General features: G+C 70.4%; 18 protein-coding genes. 11 read left to right on the forward strand and 7 right to left on the reverse strand.

Annotated features, from left to right (window positions below; translation table 11 throughout):
- Positions 1 to 79: 79 nt before the first annotated feature.
- Entirely contained in the window at positions 80 to 1,936 is a 1,857-nt protein-coding gene (locus AB0E94_RS15900) for an alpha-amylase family glycosyl hydrolase (protein WP_360326717.1), read from the reverse strand.
- A 148-nt stretch (positions 1,937 to 2,084) separates the two neighbouring features.
- Between AB0E94_RS15900 and AB0E94_RS15905 the strand changes: the two genes are divergently transcribed.
- Both AB0E94_RS15905 and AB0E94_RS15910 read left to right on the forward strand, forming a co-directional pair.
- Positions 2,085 to 3,128: a hypothetical protein gene (locus tag AB0E94_RS15905; RefSeq protein ID WP_360326719.1), complete on the forward strand. Its 1,044-nt coding sequence runs from the start codon at positions 2,085 to 2,087 to the stop codon at positions 3,126 to 3,128.
- 67 nt (positions 3,129 to 3,195) lie between these two features.
- Positions 3,196 to 3,864, forward strand: coding sequence for an enhanced serine sensitivity protein SseB C-terminal domain-containing protein (locus tag AB0E94_RS15910; protein WP_360326720.1), 669 nt, complete (start codon positions 3,196 to 3,198; stop codon positions 3,862 to 3,864).
- 2 nt (positions 3,865 to 3,866) lie between these two features.
- Here the strand turns inward: AB0E94_RS15910 and AB0E94_RS15915 are convergent, their stop codons facing one another.
- Positions 3,867 to 4,349, reverse strand: coding sequence for a hypothetical protein (locus AB0E94_RS15915; RefSeq protein WP_360326721.1), 483 nt, complete (start codon positions 4,347 to 4,349; stop codon positions 3,867 to 3,869).
- A gap of 287 nt (positions 4,350 to 4,636) precedes the next feature.
- Between AB0E94_RS15915 and AB0E94_RS15920 the strand changes: the two genes are divergently transcribed.
- Positions 4,637 to 5,638, forward strand: a complete 1,002-nt coding sequence (locus AB0E94_RS15920) for a LacI family DNA-binding transcriptional regulator (RefSeq protein ID WP_360326723.1) — start codon at positions 4,637 to 4,639, stop codon at positions 5,636 to 5,638.
- Between the two features lie 400 nt (positions 5,639 to 6,038).
- Here the strand turns inward: AB0E94_RS15920 and AB0E94_RS15925 are convergent, their stop codons facing one another.
- A complete protein-coding gene (locus AB0E94_RS15925; protein ID WP_360326725.1) occupies positions 6,039 to 6,194 on the reverse strand; it encodes a hypothetical protein in 156 nt (51 codons plus the stop codon).
- A gap of 155 nt (positions 6,195 to 6,349) precedes the next feature.
- Here AB0E94_RS15925 and AB0E94_RS15930 point away from each other — a divergent pair, with 155 nt between their 5' ends.
- Positions 6,350 to 7,372 carry a serine/threonine protein phosphatase gene (locus AB0E94_RS15930; protein WP_360326727.1) on the forward strand — a complete coding sequence of 341 codons (1,023 nt, stop codon included), beginning with the start codon at positions 6,350 to 6,352 and terminating at the stop codon, positions 7,370 to 7,372.
- Here AB0E94_RS15930 and AB0E94_RS15935 read toward each other — a convergent pair.
- A complete protein-coding gene (locus AB0E94_RS15935; RefSeq protein WP_360326728.1) occupies positions 7,350 to 7,688 on the reverse strand; it encodes an STAS domain-containing protein in 339 nt (112 codons plus the stop codon). The genes AB0E94_RS15930 and AB0E94_RS15935 overlap by 23 nt on opposite strands.
- A gap of 154 nt (positions 7,689 to 7,842) precedes the next feature.
- Between AB0E94_RS15935 and AB0E94_RS15940 the strand changes: the two genes are divergently transcribed.
- Positions 7,843 to 8,640, forward strand: coding sequence for a PmoA family protein (locus AB0E94_RS15940; protein ID WP_360326730.1), 798 nt, complete (start codon positions 7,843 to 7,845; stop codon positions 8,638 to 8,640).
- Positions 8,641 to 9,062: 422 nt separating this feature from the next.
- Positions 9,063 to 9,701 (forward strand): hypothetical protein, encoded by a 639-nt coding sequence (locus AB0E94_RS15945; RefSeq protein WP_360326731.1) that lies wholly within the window; start codon positions 9,063 to 9,065, stop codon positions 9,699 to 9,701.
- Between the two features lie 53 nt (positions 9,702 to 9,754).
- Here the strand turns inward: AB0E94_RS15945 and AB0E94_RS15950 are convergent, their stop codons facing one another.
- On the reverse strand, positions 9,755 to 10,300 hold the full coding sequence (locus AB0E94_RS15950; protein ID WP_360326733.1) for a helix-turn-helix domain-containing protein: 546 nt from the start codon (positions 10,298 to 10,300) through the stop codon (positions 9,755 to 9,757).
- 124 nt (positions 10,301 to 10,424) lie between these two features.
- Between AB0E94_RS15950 and mptB the strand changes: the two genes are divergently transcribed.
- The 3 genes from mptB to AB0E94_RS15965 all read left to right on the forward strand — a co-directional run bounded on the left by mptB (position 10,425) and on the right by AB0E94_RS15965 (position 14,434).
- The gene (gene mptB / locus AB0E94_RS15955) at positions 10,425 to 11,891 is read left to right on the forward strand and encodes a polyprenol phosphomannose-dependent alpha 1,6 mannosyltransferase MptB (RefSeq protein WP_360326734.1); all 1,467 of its coding nucleotides are present in this window, start codon (positions 10,425 to 10,427) and stop codon (positions 11,889 to 11,891) included.
- A 37-nt stretch (positions 11,892 to 11,928) separates the two neighbouring features.
- Complete coding sequence (locus AB0E94_RS15960; RefSeq protein ID WP_360326735.1) at positions 11,929 to 13,305, forward strand: CotH kinase family protein; 1,377 nt, start codon at positions 11,929 to 11,931, stop codon at positions 13,303 to 13,305.
- Positions 13,306 to 13,576: 271 nt separating this feature from the next.
- A complete protein-coding gene (locus AB0E94_RS15965) occupies positions 13,577 to 14,434 on the forward strand; it encodes an NAD(P)-dependent oxidoreductase (protein ID WP_360326737.1) in 858 nt (285 codons plus the stop codon).
- Here AB0E94_RS15965 and AB0E94_RS15970 read toward each other — a convergent pair.
- Positions 14,406 to 15,293 (reverse strand): EamA family transporter, encoded by an 888-nt coding sequence (locus tag AB0E94_RS15970; RefSeq protein ID WP_360326739.1) that lies wholly within the window; start codon positions 15,291 to 15,293, stop codon positions 14,406 to 14,408. The two genes, AB0E94_RS15965 and AB0E94_RS15970, sit on opposite strands and share 29 nt — an antisense overlap.
- Before the next feature lie 73 nt (positions 15,294 to 15,366).
- Here AB0E94_RS15970 and AB0E94_RS15975 point away from each other — a divergent pair, with 73 nt between their 5' ends.
- Positions 15,367 to 16,254 (forward strand): LysR family transcriptional regulator, encoded by an 888-nt coding sequence (locus tag AB0E94_RS15975; protein ID WP_360326741.1) that lies wholly within the window; start codon positions 15,367 to 15,369, stop codon positions 16,252 to 16,254.
- A gap of 744 nt (positions 16,255 to 16,998) precedes the next feature.
- On the opposite strand, the gene AB0E94_RS15980 is transcribed toward AB0E94_RS15975, so the two are convergent.
- Entirely contained in the window at positions 16,999 to 17,511 is a 513-nt protein-coding gene (locus tag AB0E94_RS15980) for a MarR family transcriptional regulator (RefSeq protein WP_360326742.1), read from the reverse strand.
- Positions 17,512 to 17,626: 115 nt separating this feature from the next.
- Between AB0E94_RS15980 and AB0E94_RS15985 the strand changes: the two genes are divergently transcribed.
- Positions 17,627 to 18,250 (forward strand): NAD(P)H-dependent oxidoreductase, encoded by a 624-nt coding sequence (locus AB0E94_RS15985; RefSeq protein WP_360326744.1) that lies wholly within the window; start codon positions 17,627 to 17,629, stop codon positions 18,248 to 18,250.
- Positions 18,251 to 18,264 lie beyond the last annotated feature (14 nt).

Here is an 18,264-nt window from a genome sequence, read left to right on the forward strand (position 1 = left end):
GGTACGCCGGGGTTGCGCCGGACGTTGGACAGACTTGGACACCGGTGGCCCCTGGTCGGGGAGGCCGCTCGCGCCCGCGTCAGGTGTACACCACGAAACCGGCGGCCGGGACCGTGATCTCGACGGCCTTGCCGTTGCGGGACTCCACCTCGACCACCCGGCCCTCCTCGGTGGGATCGGTGCTGAACCGGCACGTCATGGTGCCGCCTTCGGCGTGCAGGCCGGCGTCGACCGTGACCCAGGCGGTGCGTGGCCGGTCGGGGTCGGTGTTCACGGCGGCCAGAACCTCGTCGTCGGCCAGGATCCGCGACCACGGCACGACGGACGACATCCGCCCGCCGAGGACGCGCGGCAACCCGAAGTTCCGGCCGTCGCCGGAGATCTCCCGCAGATACTGCCGGCCGCGCCGCAGCGCCGGCATCCGGCGCCGCAAAGCCAGGAACCGGGCGAATTGGCGGTACGTCGGGTGGCTCTCGTCGAAGGAATGCCCGCCGCGGCTGCGGAACGGCCCGAAGTCGCCGCCGAACATCGCCTCCCGGATGTACCGGTCGTTGCCGCCGGCGCCGTCGAAGCCCTGCTCGCTGCCGTAGTAGACGCACGGGATCCCGAGTGTGGCGGCGTTCAGGGCGAGCGCCGCGAGGGCCAGCCGCCCGCCGTCGCCGTCCGCCGCGAACCGTGCCTTCCGCTCGCCCTTGCGTACCTGATCATGGTCGTCGTAGCTGGTCACCACGCGGTCCCGGAACCAGGTCGCCGAGTCCTTGCCGATCTCGAAGGCATTGCGGAACAGATCGAAGTACTCGGCGGGATCGCGGACCCCCTTGATCAGTCCTTCCAGCCGGTCCTGCACGTCGGCGATGCCCAGCGCGGCGTCCATGCCGACCTGCTCCAGCGTCCGGTACGCGAACCCCCGGTCCCCGGTGATCTCCGCGATCAGGTAGAAGTTGTCCTTGCCGATGCTCTGTGCGAACTCGTGGATCGCCGAGGCGAAGTAGCGGGCCGCGCCCGGGTCCATGTGCTTGACCGTGTCCACCCGGAAACCGTCCAGATCCGCGAAGGCGATCCAGTACTGGTACACGCGGGTCAACGCGCGTAACGCCGGGGACGGCTGATACCTGTCGACCGGCCCGGCGCCGAGCGCGATGTCCTTGAGCCCGAAGAAGTCGCCTTCCACGAACTCGGGATGGTGATCCCAGTTGACGATCCGGCCCCGGCCGGTGAACGTGCCCGGCTGCTGCAACTCGGCGGGCCAGACCGCGCCGTCCGGCCACGCGATGTCGCCGGCCGGTCCGAACGGAAGAAGCGGCTTGCCGCCGGCTTCCCGGAAACCCTCGATGCGGTACGGGCTACCGTCCCAGCGTGGGTCGAGGAACGAGACGCCGTCCTGCTCGGTGAGGTAGCGGTCGGGGTCGTAGCCGAACACGTCGCCGGCGTGGTTGACGACCACGTCGAGGATGACCCGGACACCCTGCTGGTGTGCGGCCGAGACCAGATCGCGAAGTTCGTCGGCGGAACCGAAGTGCGGGTCGACGTCGAGGAAGTTCTGCGCGCCGTACCCGTGGTAGCTGTCCGAGCCGGGCACCTGCCGCAGCACCGGGCTGATCCAGATCGCGGTGACTCCGAGCCGGCGCAGGTAGCCCAGCTTGCTCCGCAGGCCGGCCAGGGTGCCGCCGGCCCAATCCGCGCCGGCGGCCGACCAGCGCGCCTTGTCCGCATCAGTGGTGATCGCGTTGCCGTGGTCGGCGGCCCGCAGCGGCGGTGTCGTACCGCTGGTCACCGGCGCGCCGTCGTCGTCGAGGTAGTCGCGTTCCCGCCCGTCGGAGAACCGGTCCAGCATCAGGAAGTACAGAACCTGGTCCTCCCACGCCGCGGGTGACGGATGGAAGTCACGATCGACGAGCTGCGCGAAGTTCACATCGGCCACTCGGCGTACGGTCATGATCGTCTCCTCGATGCCGGCCCCAGCCAGGCTAACGCCGCCGCCCGGCACCGCGGCCCGGAGTGTCCGGATCCATCAGCTCGCCGCGGCCCTGTCCATCGATGAGTGCCCATTGTTCAGTCTGCTGAACATCCGCCATACTCCCCGTGTGGTCGACGACACGGCGGTGCGTAGCGAGCGGGTCCTGCTCTGGGGTGTGCCGGCGGTCGCCCTGCTCACCGGCCTGGTGTGGCTCCTCGGCCAGGGCCTGACCAGCGTCGCGTTGCTGCCTGATCAGGGCGCCGCCTGGTACGAGTGGAAACTCCCCGAACCCACCACGTGGACCCGGCTGTCGGCGTGGACCGGATACGCCGCCCACCAGATCGTGTCGTGGGGGCTGATCTACTACGCCCAGACCCGTGCCCGGCAGTGGACCCGCGGGCTCAAGACGGTCAACGTCGTAGCGATCGGCGCGAACCTCGGGTTCATCGCCTTGCACGAGATCCAGACCCAGGTGTTCTACGACGGCCTGGCCCAGGACGTCTCGATCTTCAGTTCACAGGGCTCGGTCGTACTCCTGCTGGTCGCCGTCCTTCTCATGGAGAACCGCCGCCGCGGCCTGATCGCCGGCAAGCCCGCGCCGATCCCGGCCGTCGTGATCGACTTCGCCCGGCGGTACCACGGCTATCTGTTCAGCTGGGCGATCATCTACACGTTCTGGTATCACCCGATGGTCACCACCAGCGGGCACCTGATCGGGTTCTTCTACATGTTCCTGCTGCTGTTGCAGAGCAGCCTGTTCTTCACCACCGCACACACCAACCGCTGGTGGACCATCAGCCTCGAACTCATGGTCGCCGTACACGGCACCCTCGTCGCCGTGATGAACTCCGGGCCGGACGGCGCCTGGCCCCGGTTCCTCTTCGGGTTCCTCGCCGTCTTCGTGATCACCCAGATGCACGGGCTCGGTCTCAGTGCCCGCACCCGCTGGCTGCTGCTGGCCGCGTGGCTGGCCGGCGCCACCCTCGTCTACTGGCACCGCGGACTCGGCCACCTGCACGAACTCCTGCGCGTCCCGATGGCCGAGTACCTCGTCCTCGGCGTCCTGGTCCTCCTGCTCTGGCCGTTCGCGCTACTCGCCCGGGCCGTCCGCAACCGCCGTGGGAACGCTCCCGCCACCACCAGCGAAAACGCCCGTCAAGACGCCATCTGAAAACGTGAACCGACCCGGCCGATGCCGCGTACCTGCTGGTGGGGGCGCCGACAGACGGGAGTCGACCATGTTTCCCACCAACACGCTCGAAACCACCCTTCTGCATGTACGGCGAGGGCAGTCACCACCCGACGCACTGCTCACCGCGCTCGCCGACGAGCCGGTGTGGGTGCCGTTGCCGACCACCGGGCCGTTGCCACTGACCATCATCGGCGGCTACTCGTACGTGACCGTCTACACCTCCGCCGAGCAACTGGCCCGGGCCGGCGCCGGACACCGCCGGCAGATCCGCCTCACCGGCCGCCAGCTGGCCGAGCGTATCCCCGCCGACCTGGGCTTCGCGGTCAACCCGGGCTCGGCCACCAGCGTCCCGGTCGCCGCCGAGAACGTCGACCGGCTCCGTGGCCACCGGGCGCCCGCCATCCTCCTCGGAGATCCGCGCCCCGAGCCGTACCATCTGCTCCAGGCCCTTGCCGGAGGTTTTCAGGCGGTGCCCGGAGTGCTGGAGGCCCGCCGGGCGCTGCGCCGCATCGACGACGGCCCGGAGACCCTGATGATCGGCATCCGGCCCAACCGCCGGATCCCGACCTGGCCCCGCGAGATCCGGGCGGCGGTGGAACACGCCGCCATTCTCACCCCGGTGGCCCACGACATCGAGATAGTCCTGCTCGACGAGCAGTCCTCGGAGACCGCCTGGATGCTCACCCGGACCGCGCCGTTCTACGCCCGCCGCTGACCTCAGGTCAGGCCCGGCTGTCCCGAGCCGCCGGTCAGATAGATCTTCAACGCCGAGCCGTCCCGGTCCGGGTCGGGATCCGGGCCGTTGTTGTACGTGCCCGGTGGCGCATACTCCACGACCGCCGTGTAGCCGTCGAAGCGGTGCCTGGCGTCGCGGGCATCGGCGGGGACGTCGGCCAGCCACGCCGCCACCTTCGCGCGTTCCGGGTCGTCGACGCCGGCCGGCCAGCACAGTCCGAAGAGAGCCGTCGTGTCGTGCGGGGCCGGCTTGCCGTACCGGGCGCAGGAGATGCCCCAGGCCGCGTCCGCGTCGTCGGGCAGCGGGACCACGGTCAGCGCGACGTCGCCCTTGGCCACGCTCACCTGGCCCCGGGGGTGTTTCGCAGTGGTTCGTACCGCCTTCTCCCATCCGGCCGTGAGACCGGAGACGGTCAGACCCGCCACCGGCCCCGGAACGACGGCGCGGCTGTCCGAAACGGTCACGGCCGGCGCCGGCGCCGGCTCTGGGTTTGGGCCGTCCGTCCGTCCCGGCCACAGCCAGACCACCGTGAGAGCCGCCACCGCACCGACCGCCAGCAACCCGGCCTTCACCCGCACCCGCACCCACCCCCGGAGATGATCATCGATGCGGACAGGATAGTCGTATGTCCCTTGTGCCCGGGACCGTGCCAACCGGACGTGTGTTTCGGAGTTGCGGGCACTGAGCTAGGCTGACCAGACGGTCAGCGGGCCGAAAAGGTTTTCAAGAACGGCATGCGGGAGAAGATTTCTTGTCAAGGGCCACTCTTCGCGACGTCGCCAAGCTCGCCGGTGTGTCGGTCGCGACCGCGTCCAAAGCGCTCAACGGGCAGCCGCAGGTCCGCGCCGAGACCCGGGAACGAGTCATCCGCGCCGCCGAGCAACTCTCCTTCTCACCCAACACGCTGGCCCAGGGCCTCATCACCCAGCGCAGCGGCACCGTCGGGTTGCTGACCTCCGACCTGGAGGGCCGCTTCTCCATCCCGATCCTGATGGGCGCCGAGGACGCGTTCGGCTCCGACCAGACCTCGGTCTTCCTGTGCGACGCCCGAGGCGACACGATCCGGGAGAAACATCACCTGCGCGCGCTGCTGTCCCGCCGGGTCGACGGGTTGATAGTGGTCGGCGCCCGGCCCGACACCCGCCCCTCCCTCGGTGACCTGCCCGTTCCGGTGGTCTACGCCTATGCGCCCTCCGACGACCCGGCCGACCTGTCACTGATCACCGACAACACCGGCGGCGGCCGGACCGCAGTCGACCACCTGATCCGCTGTGGACGCCGCCGGATCGCCCACATCACCGGCGACCCCAGCTACAGCGCCGCCCAGGACCGGGCCCGCGGCGCCGTCGACCGCCTCACCGAGGAGGGGCTCACCCTGGCCGGCGGCGAGGTCTGGTTCGGCATGTGGTCCGAGGCGTGGGGCCGCGGCGCCACCCGCATGCTCCTCGACCGCTGCCCCGAGGTCGACGCGATCTTCGCCGGCTCCGACGAGATCGCCCGCGGGGTCCTCGACGTCCTGCACGAGGAGCGCATCGACGTGCCGTCCCGGGTCGCCGTCATCGGGTTCGACAACTGGAGCGTCCTGGCCGTCAACTCCCGGCCGCCGCTGACCACCATCGACCTCAACCTGGAACACCTCGGCCGGATAGCGGCCCAGCGCCTGTCCGCCGCCATGGACGGCACCGCCGCCTCCGGGGTCGAGACCTTCCCGGTCCGGCTGATCACCCGGGAATCCACCGCCCCGCTGAGATGACCGACCTCGCCCGCTCCGGCATCCTCCTCGGCTTCACGACCTGCCTGGCCGCGCATGGGCGGCCGCCGCGGCAAGCGTGTACATCGTCGCCCTGTTCCTGAGCGGCCTCCGCACCACCATCCGCCGCCGGGCCGCCCGCCCGCCGGCTGCACAGCGCACACCCACCGCGAGGGCGGAAGCCCGTCCTCGGCCGGCGGCGGTGTGACAGCGCCCGCAACCCACCGAAGGACAGCAGGAACATCCGAGCCCGTCATGAGGCGCCCCGACCGTCGTTTCCGGAACCCGCGAGCGGCGCGGCATGGCTGCTTCGGGCGCGCGTTGATCGGCCGGCGGCACGGTATGGCTGTTTCCCGGGCTGATCGAGCCGCCGGCGGCACGGCATGGCTGCTTCCGCGGCGTTTTAGGGTTCCTCCTGCACCGCTGGGGCCGCCTCCGCGGCGGTTTGGGGTTTCTCACGCACCGCCGGGGCCACCTCCGCAGCGTCCGGCGCCGCATACATCCGGGCCAGGCAACGCGGCAGCACCGCCGGAATCCCCGCGACCCGGGCGAGACGCACGACGGTTTCCGCAGTCGCCGCGGTGCGGGCCTCCGCACCCAGCGCGGCAAGCCGCGAGACGAGCAGACAACGGCGCGCCGCGGGCGCCCGGCCGACCCTGGTGGCGGCGGGCCTCCTGCAGATCGCCGCGGCCCTGGCCCTGGGACGATGGCGGGATGGAGACCGGCGAACCACCACAGTCGACTGACGACGCCGAGCGCGCGGACCGGCACCACGCCCTGTCGAAGCGCCTCGCCGCCATGGACGACACCGCCCTGCAAGCCCTGCTCGGCGAGGTGACCAGGGGATTCGGCGGCGACACCACCACCGTGACCGTCGACGGGACGCCGGTCTTCGTGAAGCTGGTCCCGCTGACCGATCTGGAACGCCGCCCGGAGAACCTCGGCTCGACCGCGAACCTGTTCCACCTGCCGCTGTTCTACCAGTACGGCATCGGCTCGGCCGGGTTCGGCGCCTGGCGGGAACTCGCCGTGCACACCATGACCACCGCATGGGCGCTGGACGGCGGGTACGCCGGTTTCCCGCTCGTCCACCACTGGCGGGTGCTGCCCCGGACCCCGAACCCGATGGATGCCGCCGACCTCGACCGCTGGGTGAAGCACTGGGACGACGACGCCGCGGTTCGTGCCCGGCTGACCGCCATCGGCGGCGCCTCGGCGGCGATCGCCCTGTTCATGGAACACTTCCCGCTGACGCTGGACGTGTGGCTGGCCGGGCAGGGCGAGCAGGCGTACGACGCCGTCGACCGTGCTCTGGCGGAGGGCGCGGCGTTCCTGCGGTCCCAGGGCCTGATCCACTTCGACGCGCACTTCCGTAACCTGCTGACCGACGGGCAGCGGATCTACTTCGCCGATTTCGGGCTGGCCGTCCACACCGGGTTCGACCTCGACGCCGCCGAGCAGGACTTCCACCGCCGGCACCTCGACTACGACCGCAGCTACACGGCTGCCCACCTGGCCCGGTGGCTGATCCACCGGCTGCTGGACGTGCCGTGGCCCGAGGTTCTGGGGCGGCTGCGGGCGTACCCCTCGGATCCGGGTCTGCCGCCGGCGGCGGACCGCATCGTCCGCCGCCATCTGCCGACCGCCCTGATCACCGGCGGTTTCTTCGAACAGCTGTGGAACGACAAGAGCACGCCGTACCCGGCCGAGGAGCTCAGACGGCTGCGGTCTCGGTAGCCGGGGACAGGATTCCCGCCACCCCGGCGGCCCGCAGCGTCTCCAGAACGTTGGCCTGCGGGTTGGACACGATGAACGTACGGCCGTGCCGTAACGCCACCTGACGGCCGGTGAGCAGGCTGCGCATCCCGGCCGAGCCGAGAAACGGCACGGCGTTGAGGTCGACCACGACGTGGCGGACCCCGGACTGCTCGGCGGCGTTGATCAGGATCAGGCTGAGCGCCTCACTGACGTCGTGATCGAGCTCGCCGCCGACCTCGAGCCGCACAGCGCCGTCGCCGTCGTCGTGCTTGCACACCGTGAACGGGCCGGTCATCTCACTTCCCCTCCGTCGAAGCCCCGATTCTCCGGCACCGGCGGCGGGTTACGGGGCCAGATCACTCCGATGGCGGAAACTTCCACCGCTTGCCGGGCTCAGGTTCGGGCCACTAGGCTGCTGGAAAGCGCTTTCCTGCCGGTAAGGGGAACGGATGACCGAGCTGCACGTGAACGGAACCCGGGTCGCCACCTATGTGGACGCCCCCGAACTCGACATCCGTCTCGCGCCCCGCCCCTACCTGCACCCGGTCCGCACGCTGGGCGGCGCCGTCGTCACCGGCGAGCTCCCGCAGGACCACCCCTGGCACCTCGGGGCCTCGGTCACCATGCAGGACGTCGACGGCGTCAACGTCTGGGGCGGCCGCACCTACGTGCGCGACCAAGGCTACATCTGGCGCGACGACCACGGGCGCGTCCTCTCCGACGGCCGCACACCGCTGCCCGGCGGCTTCGCCGAAAACCTGCGGTGGGTCGACGCAGGCGGCCGGCTCCTGCTGACCGAGCAGCGTTCGGTCACGGCCCGTCCGGCGGCGCGAGGTTGGCGGCTTTTCTTTCGGTACGCGCTAGGCGCCCCCACCCAGTCAGAGGTGACCATCGGCAGCCCGGCGACGAACGGGCGAACCGGCGGAGCGGGCTACGGCGGCTTCTTCTGGCGAGCCGGCGAGGGCGCCGCGGTCACGTTCACCCCCTCCGGCACCGAACCACACGGCTCCACCGACCCGTGGCTGGCACTGTCCGTCGAGGACGCGTACACCCTGGTCTTCACCGGCCTGGACGGCGAAGACCGCTGGTTCGCCCGCACCGAACCAGGCGACTACAACGGCGTGTGCGCCGCCCTGGCCTGGGAGGACCCGCTGACCATCAAGCCAGGCGTCCCGCTGACCCGCGAGATAACCGTCCTGGTCGTCGACGGCCCCCTGACCCGCGACGAGGTAGCCGCCATCGTCTAGCGAGCCTCCGCAGCCAGGTCCCGCCGAAGTGGCCGGACCCCGCCAAGACCACCACCCGATGGCTCGCGCCCGCCTTCCCCAGCCGTCGCCCAGCACGGTAAAACCGCCCGCATTCCAGCGCTGAACGACGGCAGAGACCGCCAGCCGTCGTTCAGCGCGGTATCGCCGCCCCCATTCCCGTGCTCAGCGACGGCTGGGACCGTCGGCCGTCGTTCAGCGTGGTATTGCCGCTCGTATTCCGGTGCTCAGCGACGGCTGGGACCGTCGGCCGTCGTTCAGCGTGGTATTGCCGCTCGTATTCCGGTGCTCAGCGACGGCTGGGACCGTCGGCCGTCGTTCAGCGTGGTATTGCCGCTCGTATTCCGGTGCTCAGCGACGGCTGGCGGTCTTTGCGGGCCGCGCCCGGGGCGTACCGTGGTCGGGTGAACGCTCCCGATCTCGCCCGTGAGCTGCCGTCGATCGCCGAGCTGCGTTCCCGCTGCCGGGCGATTGCTCTCCTGGATCACATCGTCAGTGGCGGGCGCTGGGCGCACTACACGTATGCGAGCGGCTGGGCTCTGATGGAGAACGGCAGCGGCGACGAATGGGCGGTGGTGTTCACCGGGGCGGGCGCGTTCATCCGGGTGTTCGGCCACGAGTCGCCGATGTCGCCGTATGCCGACGCCGACCTGGAGCTGTGGCCCGGCCTGGTGGACGAGCTGCCGGACGATTTCCGGGAACTGCTGGACGACGACATGTTCACCGACGAGGGCAGGTTCATCGCCACCGCGGTGCTGTGGCGCCGGCACGACGACGACCACTGGCACACCAGCGACGGCGTGGAGATCCCGGACGGCGCCGCCGACGGCAGCGACATGCTGGACGTCCTGCTCGACGGCACCGCCGGCCGGTTCGTGGCATACGCCGAGGACAACTACGGCCACCCCGTGGACCGGACCGCCGTCGAGCACGTGGTCGCAGGCGGCCGGGTGACCGCAGACATCGTCGCCGCCCTGAACCCGGACCTCGACCAGGCGGCCCGCGACGACATCCTGGCCGCCACCGAATACGCGGGCCGCTGACCGCCCAAAGAGCCGCCGGCTGCGCGGGCCGCTGACCGCCAAAGAGCCGCGGGCTACACGGGTTGCTGACCGCCCACCGAGGTCGCCGGCTCCGCGGGCCGCTGGTCGCTGACGAAAGTGTGGTAGACGGCGGCCAGTTCGGCGAGGACCGACCGGGCGGCCGGTGGGCGGGGGATGCCCAGGTGCAGTTCGCGCAGCTCGTCCATGAAACGTGACCACATCGCCGGGCCGCCGTTCTCCAGCAGTTCGGCCCGCACCGACAGCGACGGCGTCGCCGGCAGGTGGCGGCGGCCCCACGCGCCCAGGTGGGCCAGCACCGGGACCAGCTGAATCGACTGCTCGGTCAGGCTCAGCCGCAGCCGCTGGCGGTGGCCCGGATCGGGGGCCGAGGTGATCATGCCGAGGCGGGTCAGCCGGTTCAGGCGGTCGGCCAGGATGTTCGTGGCGATGCCCTCCTCGGAGCCGGTGAGCAGCGCCCGGAAGTGCCGCCGGTCACCGAACATCATGTCCCTGATGATCAGCAGCGACCATTTGTCGCCCAGCACCTCCAGGGACAGGTTGATCGGGCACCCCGACCGATGCGCCTCGGTGTCTGGCATGTGTGTCCCCACTCCCCGCAAACCGATTGCAGCCTACTATCAGTTGCAGCTCACAACCGGTGGAACCGGACTGGCCCAGACCCGGTGTGTCACCGCCCGCCCCGATGCGCGAAGCTCGACGGCTATGGGGCGCGTGACAGTGGGTTTCCTCCGATGGCTCGGACTGGCCGGTTCGCTGATGCTGGCCGGCGCCGGCTGGCTCGGCGGAGCGTTCCCCGGCGCCGACCTGGAAGCCACCCCGCTCAGCGTCGCCCGCGGCCCCTACGGCCCGATCATTCTCGGACTCTGGCTGGCCGGCACCGCCGTCACCTCGTACACCTGGTGGACCCTGCGCGACCGGGTGCCGGCACTGCGCTGGGGGCTCGTCACAGCCGCCCTGTGGCTGCTGCCGTTCCTGTTCGTGCCACCGATGGGCAGCCGCGACGTGTACTCCTACGCCTGCCAGGGCGAGATGTTCACGCACGGCATCGACCCGTACCGGCTGGGCGTCTCGGCACTGCCGTGCACCTGGCTGGAAACGGTCGCCGAGATCTGGCGGGACACCGTCACCCCGTACGGCCCCCTCTTTCTCCTGATCGCCGGCGCCGCGGTCGCGGTGGGCCAGACGCTCACCGGAACCATCGTCGTCTTCCGCCTGATCACCCTGGCCGCGATCGTCGTCGTCGCGGCCTGCCTGCCGGCGCTGGCGCGCCGCTGCGGCATCGCGCCGGAACGCGCGATCTGGGTCGCGCTCGCCGGGCCGCTGGTCGGCGCCCACATGCTCGCCGCGCCACACAACGACGCGGTCATGATCGGGTTGCTGGTGGCCGGCCTCTTCTTGACCGTACGAGCGAAGGCGCGCCCGATCCCGCTGCTCACCGGCGGTGTCCTGCTCGGACTCGCGGTGGCCGTGAAAGCGACCGCGATCGTCGTCATCCCGTTCGCCGCCCTGATCGCCATGCACCGGCCGGCCGGCCCGGACAGCTGGCGTGGCCTGCGCGCCGAACTCGGGCCGCTCGCGAAGGCGGCCGCACTCGTCGGTGGCTCCTCGGTGGCGGCGCTGCTCGCGGTGACCGCGGCCGGCGGACTCGGCTTCGGCTGGGTGCCGGCCATGCAGGGCAGCACCACGATCATCCAGTTCACCTCGCCGCCGACCGCTGTCGGCATGACCCTCACCTACGCCGGCCAGGCACTGTTCCCCGGATTCGACGCGGTGCCGGCGGTCCGCGCACTTGCGCTCGCGGCGCTCACCACCGTACTCATCATGCTGTTCGTGACTGCCTGGCGTGACGCGGACCGGGACCGGGCCGCCCTGCGGGGAGCAGCCTTCGGCATGGCCGCCGTGGTCCTGCTGTCACCGGTCTTCCACCCGTGGTACGCGATGTGGCCGCTCACCCTGCTGGCCGCCGTCACCCTCCGGACCAGCGCCTTCATGTGGATCTCGATCGTCGCCGCGTTCTCGGTGCTCCCTGACGGCGGCGGTCTGCCCCGGTTCGTGAAGTTCCCCGGCGCACCCCTGATGACCGTCTTCCTGATCGTGCTGGCGGTCCGCTTTTACAGGCGACGCACAGCCGTGACACAACCGGATCCTCAGCAAGCGACCTTTCCTTGAGTCGTCCAGCTCCCATGGCGACGAAGGATGGCCCCGCATGCCCGCTCACACCCTGTCCCGCCGGTCCTTCGGCGCCGCCCTGCTCGGGGCCGTCGGCCTGGCCGTAGCCGGTGGATGTTCGAGCGGCTCCTCCTCGGCGGCCTCGTCGTCGACCACCGCGACCGCGGGCAGCGGCCTGTTCGACGCCACCCAGGTGCACAGCATCACGTTCACCTTCGACCAGGACGCGTACGACAAAGTGATCGACGCCTACCTCAACGACCAGTCGAAGGAGTGGCTGGAGGCGACCGTCACCATCGACGGGACCACGTTCGAGAAGGCCGGGCTGCGCCTCAAAGGCAACTCGACACTGCGCGGGCTCACCAAGACCGGCGCGACCGCCGGCACCGGCAACAACCGCGGCGGCGGTCCCGGCGGCAGCCTCTCCGCCGAGAAGCCACAGGACCTGCCGTGGCTGGTCCGGCTCGACAAGTACACCGACGGGCAGGAGCTCGGCGGCTACAACGAGTTCGTGGTCCGCTCCAACAACACCGACAGCGCCCTCAACGAGGCGATCGCCCTGGAGTTGCTCGCCGTCGCCGGCCTCGCCACCCAGAAATCGGTGTCGACCCGGCTCAGCGTCAACGGCGGCAGCGAGGTGCTGCGCCTGATCATCGAGAACCCGGCCGACAAATGGGACGCCGACAACTTCGCCTCGGCCGGCATCCTCTACAAGGCCGAGAGCGGCGGCGACTACTCCTACCGCGGTGACGACGCCGACAGCTACAAGGACGTCTTCGACCAGGAGACCGACACCGACAACCCGAACCTGGCGCCGCTCGCCGCGTTCCTCAAGTTCATCAACCAGTCCGACGACGCCACGTTCGCCGCCGACCTGTCCAAGCACCTGGACGTCGCCGCGTTCGCGAACTACCTGGCCTTCCAGGAGCTGGTCAAGAACACCGACGACATCGACGGGCCCGGCAACAACTCGTACCTGCGGTACACGACCGGCAAGGACCAGTTCACCGTGGTCGCCTGGGACCACAACCTCGCCTTCGGCGGGATGGGCGGCGGCGGTGGCAACCGGGGCGGCGGGGGCGCGCCCGCCGGTGGCGGCGATCAGCAGCAGGGCCAGCCGCCGGCCGGGGCGCAGGGCCAGACGCAGCAGAACGGCGGCCAGGGCCGCCGCAACGGAGGCGGTGGTCCCGGCGGGCGCAGCAACATCCTCGTCACCCGGTTCAACGCCGACAAGGGCTTCAAGGCGTCGTACGACAAGGCGCTCACCGACCTCAAGGCCACGATGTTCACCAGCGGCAAGGCGGCGGCGATCCTGCAGACCCGGGCGGCGGTGCTGACCGCCAAGGCGTCCGACCTGATCAGCGCCGACACCGTGACCACCGAGGCCGAAGCCATCAAGGCCAACTTCACGTGACCCAAACCCGTCTGAGCGACGGCTAGCCGTAGCCCAGACAGGTCACGCCGCGCCAATTCCCGGCTAGCCGGACCTCAGACAGGTAATGGCGTGCCCTTAACCTGCCTGACGTCCGGCTCGGTCGGCTGAGCCGGACGTCAGACCGGTTATCCCATCCGCATAACCTGTCTGACGTCCGGCTAGCCGTACGGGGGGCGGGCGGGGCGGCGGGTGGGCCAGGAGGTTGGGATTGGACTGCGGTGATGCGGGGCCGTAGTCGTAGCGTCGAGATGTGACCGTGGGATTTGTCGGGCTCGGGGTGATGGGGCAGCCGATGGCGCTCAATCTCGCCCGCGCCGGGACCGAGCTGATCGTCTGGAACCGGACCCCGGACCGCGCCGAACCACTTCGGCAGGCCGGCGCCACCGTGGCCCGCGACGTGGCCGAGGTGTTCTCGGCGGCCGGCACCGTCATCCTGATGCTGGCCAACGACCAGGTCATCGACGAGGTGCTGAGCCGTGGAACCGGCACGTTCGGCAAGCTGGTGGCCGGCCGGACGGTCGTGCACATGGGCACCACCGCTCCGGCGTTCTCGGCCGGGCTCGGCAAGGATGTGATCGGGGCCGGTGGCTCGTACGCCGAAGCTCCGGTCTCGGGGTCCCGCGGCCCGGCGGAGACCGGCGACCTGGTGGTGATGATCGCCGGAGGCGGGCCGGGGGTCGAGGATCTGCTGCGGCCGATGTGCCGGGAGATCGTGCGCTGCGGTGACGTGCCGGGCGCGCTGCTGATGAAGCTGGCCGTCAACACGTTCCTGATCAGCATGGTCACCGGGCTGGCCGAGGCGTTCCACTTCGCCCAGCGGCACGGCCTCGACCCGGGGACGCTGTCGGCGGCGCTCGACGCCGGGCCGATGGCCAGCGTCGTGTCCCGGGTCAAGGGCCGCAAGCTGCGCGAACGTGACTTCGAGGTGCAGGCCGCGATCCGTGACGTGCTCTACAACAACGAGCTGGTGGTCGATGCCGCCCGGCAGGCGGGTTTCGGGTCGCCGCTGCTGGAGGTGTGCCGCGAGCTGTTCGCCGAGACGGATCGGGCCGGTTTCGGCGGTGAGGACATGGCCGCGGTCATCCGCGCCCTGGAGGCACGCGGGTGAGTTCGGGCTGTCGCGGCGGCGTGACCGCACCGGCCCGGTGCTCGCGTTCCACCCGCTGCCCCCAGTAGGTGCCGGCCAGCACGAGCGCGATGCCGACCCCGGCCAGGACGGTCAGATGCTCCCCGCCGAGACTGATTCCGATCAGCACCGCCCACACCGGTTCGGTGCCCAGCAGCAGGCTCGCGCGGGCCGGTGAGGTCCGCCGGATCGCCCACAGCTGCACCAGGAACGCGAAGACGCTGCATCCCAGCGCCAGGTAAAGTACGCCCAGCCACTCGCCGGCGCCGAGCCCGCCGGCCGCGAGCGGCCACGCGGCGGCGGTGAACACGACGGCCCCCACCACCGTCTGCAACGTGGTCAGCGTGACCGTGTCGAACGACGGCCGGGCCAGCCGCCCGGAGAGCGTCACATGCGCGGCCCGGACCACGGCGGCGATCAACATCAAAAGATCACCGACCGAGGGTGTACGCAACCCGGGCCCCGCCACCAGCAGGACGACCCCACCGGTGGCGACCGCCGCGGCGAGCAGGAACCGTCCCGGCAGGCCGCCCTGCATGACCGGTGTGAGCAGGATGGTCAGGCTGATCAGCACGCCGGCGTTGGTGGCGCTGGTGAGTGACACCCCGTACGTCTCGAGCACCAGGACCGACGCCTGTGTGCATCCGAGCAGGAGGCCGACGGCCAGTTCACGCCGTTGCACCCGCCGCCGGAACATCAGCGGCAGCATCGCCGCCATCGACACCAGGTAGCGCAGCGCCAGGACGACGAGCACGCCGGCCGCGGCCACCAGGGTCTTGGCGGCGAGATAGCTGCTGCCCCAGACGGCGGCCACGGCCAGCAGGAGGAGGTCTCCGGTCACAGGGGGAAGCCTGTGGCCCGCCGATCCGGTAGACAAGAGGCCAACCCGTGAACCGACGATGTAGTGAGGCCTTGTGGATCCGCATCATCTGAGGCTGCTGCGTGAACTCGGCGAGCGCGGCAGTGTCGCCGCCGTCGCCCGTGCGATGCACATCACGCCGTCTGCCGTGTCCCAGCAGCTGAACACGTTGCAACGGTCGGCGCGGGTGCCGCTCACCGAGCGCCGTGGCCGCCGCCTGGTGCTGACCGGCGCCGGCCGTGCCCTTGCCGCCGCAGCCGTCGAGGTGATGACCGCTTTGGATCGGGCTGCCCGGGCGGTCGGTGATCATCTGGACGATCCGGGGGCGCCGGTGAGCGTGGCCGCGTTCCACAGTGCCGGGCTGACCTGGTTCGCGCCGCTGATCACCAGGCTCGCCGAGATCGGCGGCCCGCCGGTGCGCTGCGCCGACGAGGATGTGGCGCACGCCGATTTCCCGGCTCTGGTCGGCGACTACGACCTGGTCGTGGCGCACCGGCTGGCCCACAGCCCGCCCTGGCCGGCCGACCGCCTCACGGTGATCCCGTTGATCGAGGAGCCGCTGTACGTCGCGATGTCCGCCGACCATCCGCTCGCCACGCGGCGCCGGCTGACCGCGGCCGACGCCGGCGGGTGGCCGTGGATCAGCGTGCACGAGGGGTTCCCGCTGGAGGGGGTGCTGGCGGCGATCGCGGCGGCGGCCGGGCGGCCGCTGGACATCAGGCACCGGATCAACGAGTTCACGGTCGCCGCGTCGGTGGTGGCGGCCGGCGAGGTGCTGGCGCTCCTGCCGGGCCGCACGACCACCCCGCACCCACGGCTGGCGTTGCGCCCGCTCGACGACATCCCGGCCGCCCGCCACATCGACATCCTGGCCAGGCCGGAGACCCTGCACCGGGCCGCAGTCCGCACAGTCCTGGAAACCCTGAAGTCGATCGCCCCTTGACCCGATTTCTGCAACCCGCCGGACCTCGCGTTTCTGCAAACCGCCGGCCCTGGCGTTTCTGCAAACCGCCGGCCCTGGCGTGTCTGCAAACCGCCGGCCCTCGCGTTTCTGTAACCCGCCGGCGCTCGCGCGCCCTCACCTGTGGCATACGCACTGACCTGCGGCGGGTCCGCGACTCGCACGGTCCAGCGAGGTCGTAGATCTTGCACGATTCTTCCTGTTGCCCGCGATCTTGCACGATTAGGCCGCCTATAACATGGTTTGGCTTGCAAGAACCACTTCGCGATGAAGACCTTGCAGCTTTCTTCCCGTCGGGGCATGGAGAAAGCTGCAAGATCGGCGCGCGGGTGTAAATGCGTGCAAGATCTGTAAAGGCCGCACCTGCGATTGGTGGCAAATGCGTTCCACCGGGTGCCCCGTGCGCGATTGGTGCCCGAACTGTCCAGGTTGGGCATGGCTGGCGAGTAGGTTTTGGTGGAACACGTATGGCGCGAGCGGTGCCGATTTGTCCGGGTGGGGTGTGTGTTCCGCGAGCGGTGCCGTATTTGTCCGGGTGGGGTGTTGTGTTCCGCGAGCGGTGCCGTTTTTGTCCGATTGGCGCGAGTGTCCCGCGAGTGTTTCGTTTGTCCGGGTGGCGTTTTTGTCCAGGCGGCGGGGCGGGTGGCGCCCGTGATCTGACCTTTTGCTCGATTCCGGCGTGTCTGACGTGCGGAATGGTGACGTGCTCGTCCAGGTGGTGGCCGGTCAGCAGGCCTCGGCGGGCTTGTCGCCGAGGCAGGCGGTCAGGTGCGGGGCGGCGGCCGTCAGCAGCTGACGCCCGATCTTGGCGAGCTGGCCCACCTGCTCCGCGGTGAGGGCGTCGAAGACCAGGCGGCGGGCCTCGCGTACGTGATCGGGGGCCGCGGCGACGACCGCGTCCCAGCCGGCGTCGGTGAGAACCGCTTCGACGCAGCGGGTCTCGGTGGCGTCGAGGGAGACCCGGCGGGCGACCCAGCCGTGCTTCTCCAGGCGGGAGACGGCGTGCGAGAGGCGCGACGGTGATCCCGCGGCGAGGTGGGCGAGGCTTCCCATGCGTACGGCCCGGCCCGGCGCCTGGGACAGCGACGACAGGATCGTGTACTCGAAGAAGTTGATCCCGGCGTCCCGCTTGAGCTGCGCATCGATGGCCGGCGGCAGCGCCGTGAGCACCGCGGTGAGCGCCATCCAGGCGCTCGTCTCGTCGTCGGATAGCCAGGGCGCGGCTGTGGGATCGCTCACGGATCAGAAGAATACGCGATCAACCACTTGAACGTTCAACACTTGCGGTGTCATGCTTCGTCTTGAACGTTCAAGTCCAACTGATCCGGACTTGACATGAAATTTGGAGAATTCGATGGCCGTTCTGCGTGTCGACGCCAGCATCCTGGGCCCGAACTCCGCGAGCACCGAGCTCGCCGACCTCGTGGAGAAGGAACTGGGCGGCGCCCCGATCGTCCGCCGCCACCTCGGCGCCAGCCCGCTGCCCGCGGACGCCTGGGCCACCGCCATCCAGGCCGCCTATGTTCCCGCCGACCAGCGCAGCGACGCCCAGCACGGCGCTGTCGCCCTCGCCGGCGAGCTGGCCGACGAGCTGCGCTCCGCGGAGGCCGCGATCCTGGCCCTGCCGTTCTACAACTACGGTGTCTCGCAGCACGTGAAGACCTGGTTCGACCTGGCGATGGCCGGCGGCGACAACGGCGAGAAGTTCCTCGAGGGCAAGCCGGTCGTGGTCCTGACCACCCGCGGTGGCTCCTACGGCCCGGGCACGCCCCGCGACGGCTGGGACCACAACACCGACTACCTGCGCCGCGTCGTCGGCGACATCTGGGGCGCCGACCTCACCCTGATCGAGCGCGAGTTCACCCTGGTCGGCGTCAACCCGGCGCTGGACGCGTTCAAGGAGACCGCCGCGGTCATGCGCAAGTCCGCCCACGAGGCCGCCGTCGAGGCCGGCCGGGCCCTCGCCGCCCGCGCCTGATCCCACCCCACCAG

The sequence above is a fragment of the Actinoplanes sp. NPDC026670 genome (genome assembly GCF_040638175.1).
In the GTDB taxonomy this organism is placed as follows: domain Bacteria; phylum Actinomycetota; class Actinomycetes; order Mycobacteriales; family Micromonosporaceae; genus Actinoplanes.

Excerpts from the sequence above, each read along its gene's own strand:
- AB0E94_RS15900 (WP_360326717.1), bottom strand. The coding sequence starts at position 1,936 with ATGACCGTACGCCGAGTGGCCGATGTGAACTTCGCGCAGCTCGTCGAT.
- AB0E94_RS15985 (WP_360326744.1), top strand. The coding sequence starts at position 17,627 with ATGGCCGTTCTGCGTGTCGACGCCAGCATCCTGGGCCCGAACTCCGCG.
- AB0E94_RS15930 (WP_360326727.1), top strand. The coding sequence starts at position 6,350 with ATGGAGACCGGCGAACCACCACAGTCGACTGACGACGCCGAGCGCGCG.
- AB0E94_RS15950 (WP_360326733.1), bottom strand. The coding sequence starts at position 10,300 with ATGCCAGACACCGAGGCGCATCGGTCGGGGTGCCCGATCAACCTGTCC.
- AB0E94_RS15935 (WP_360326728.1), bottom strand. The coding sequence starts at position 7,688 with ATGACCGGCCCGTTCACGGTGTGCAAGCACGACGACGGCGACGGCGCT.
- AB0E94_RS15960 (WP_360326735.1), top strand. The coding sequence starts at position 11,929 with ATGCCCGCTCACACCCTGTCCCGCCGGTCCTTCGGCGCCGCCCTGCTC.
- mptB (WP_360326734.1), top strand. The coding sequence starts at position 10,425 with ATGGGGCGCGTGACAGTGGGTTTCCTCCGATGGCTCGGACTGGCCGGT.
- AB0E94_RS15940 (WP_360326730.1), top strand. The coding sequence starts at position 7,843 with ATGACCGAGCTGCACGTGAACGGAACCCGGGTCGCCACCTATGTGGAC.
- AB0E94_RS15910 (WP_360326720.1), top strand. The coding sequence starts at position 3,196 with ATGTTTCCCACCAACACGCTCGAAACCACCCTTCTGCATGTACGGCGA.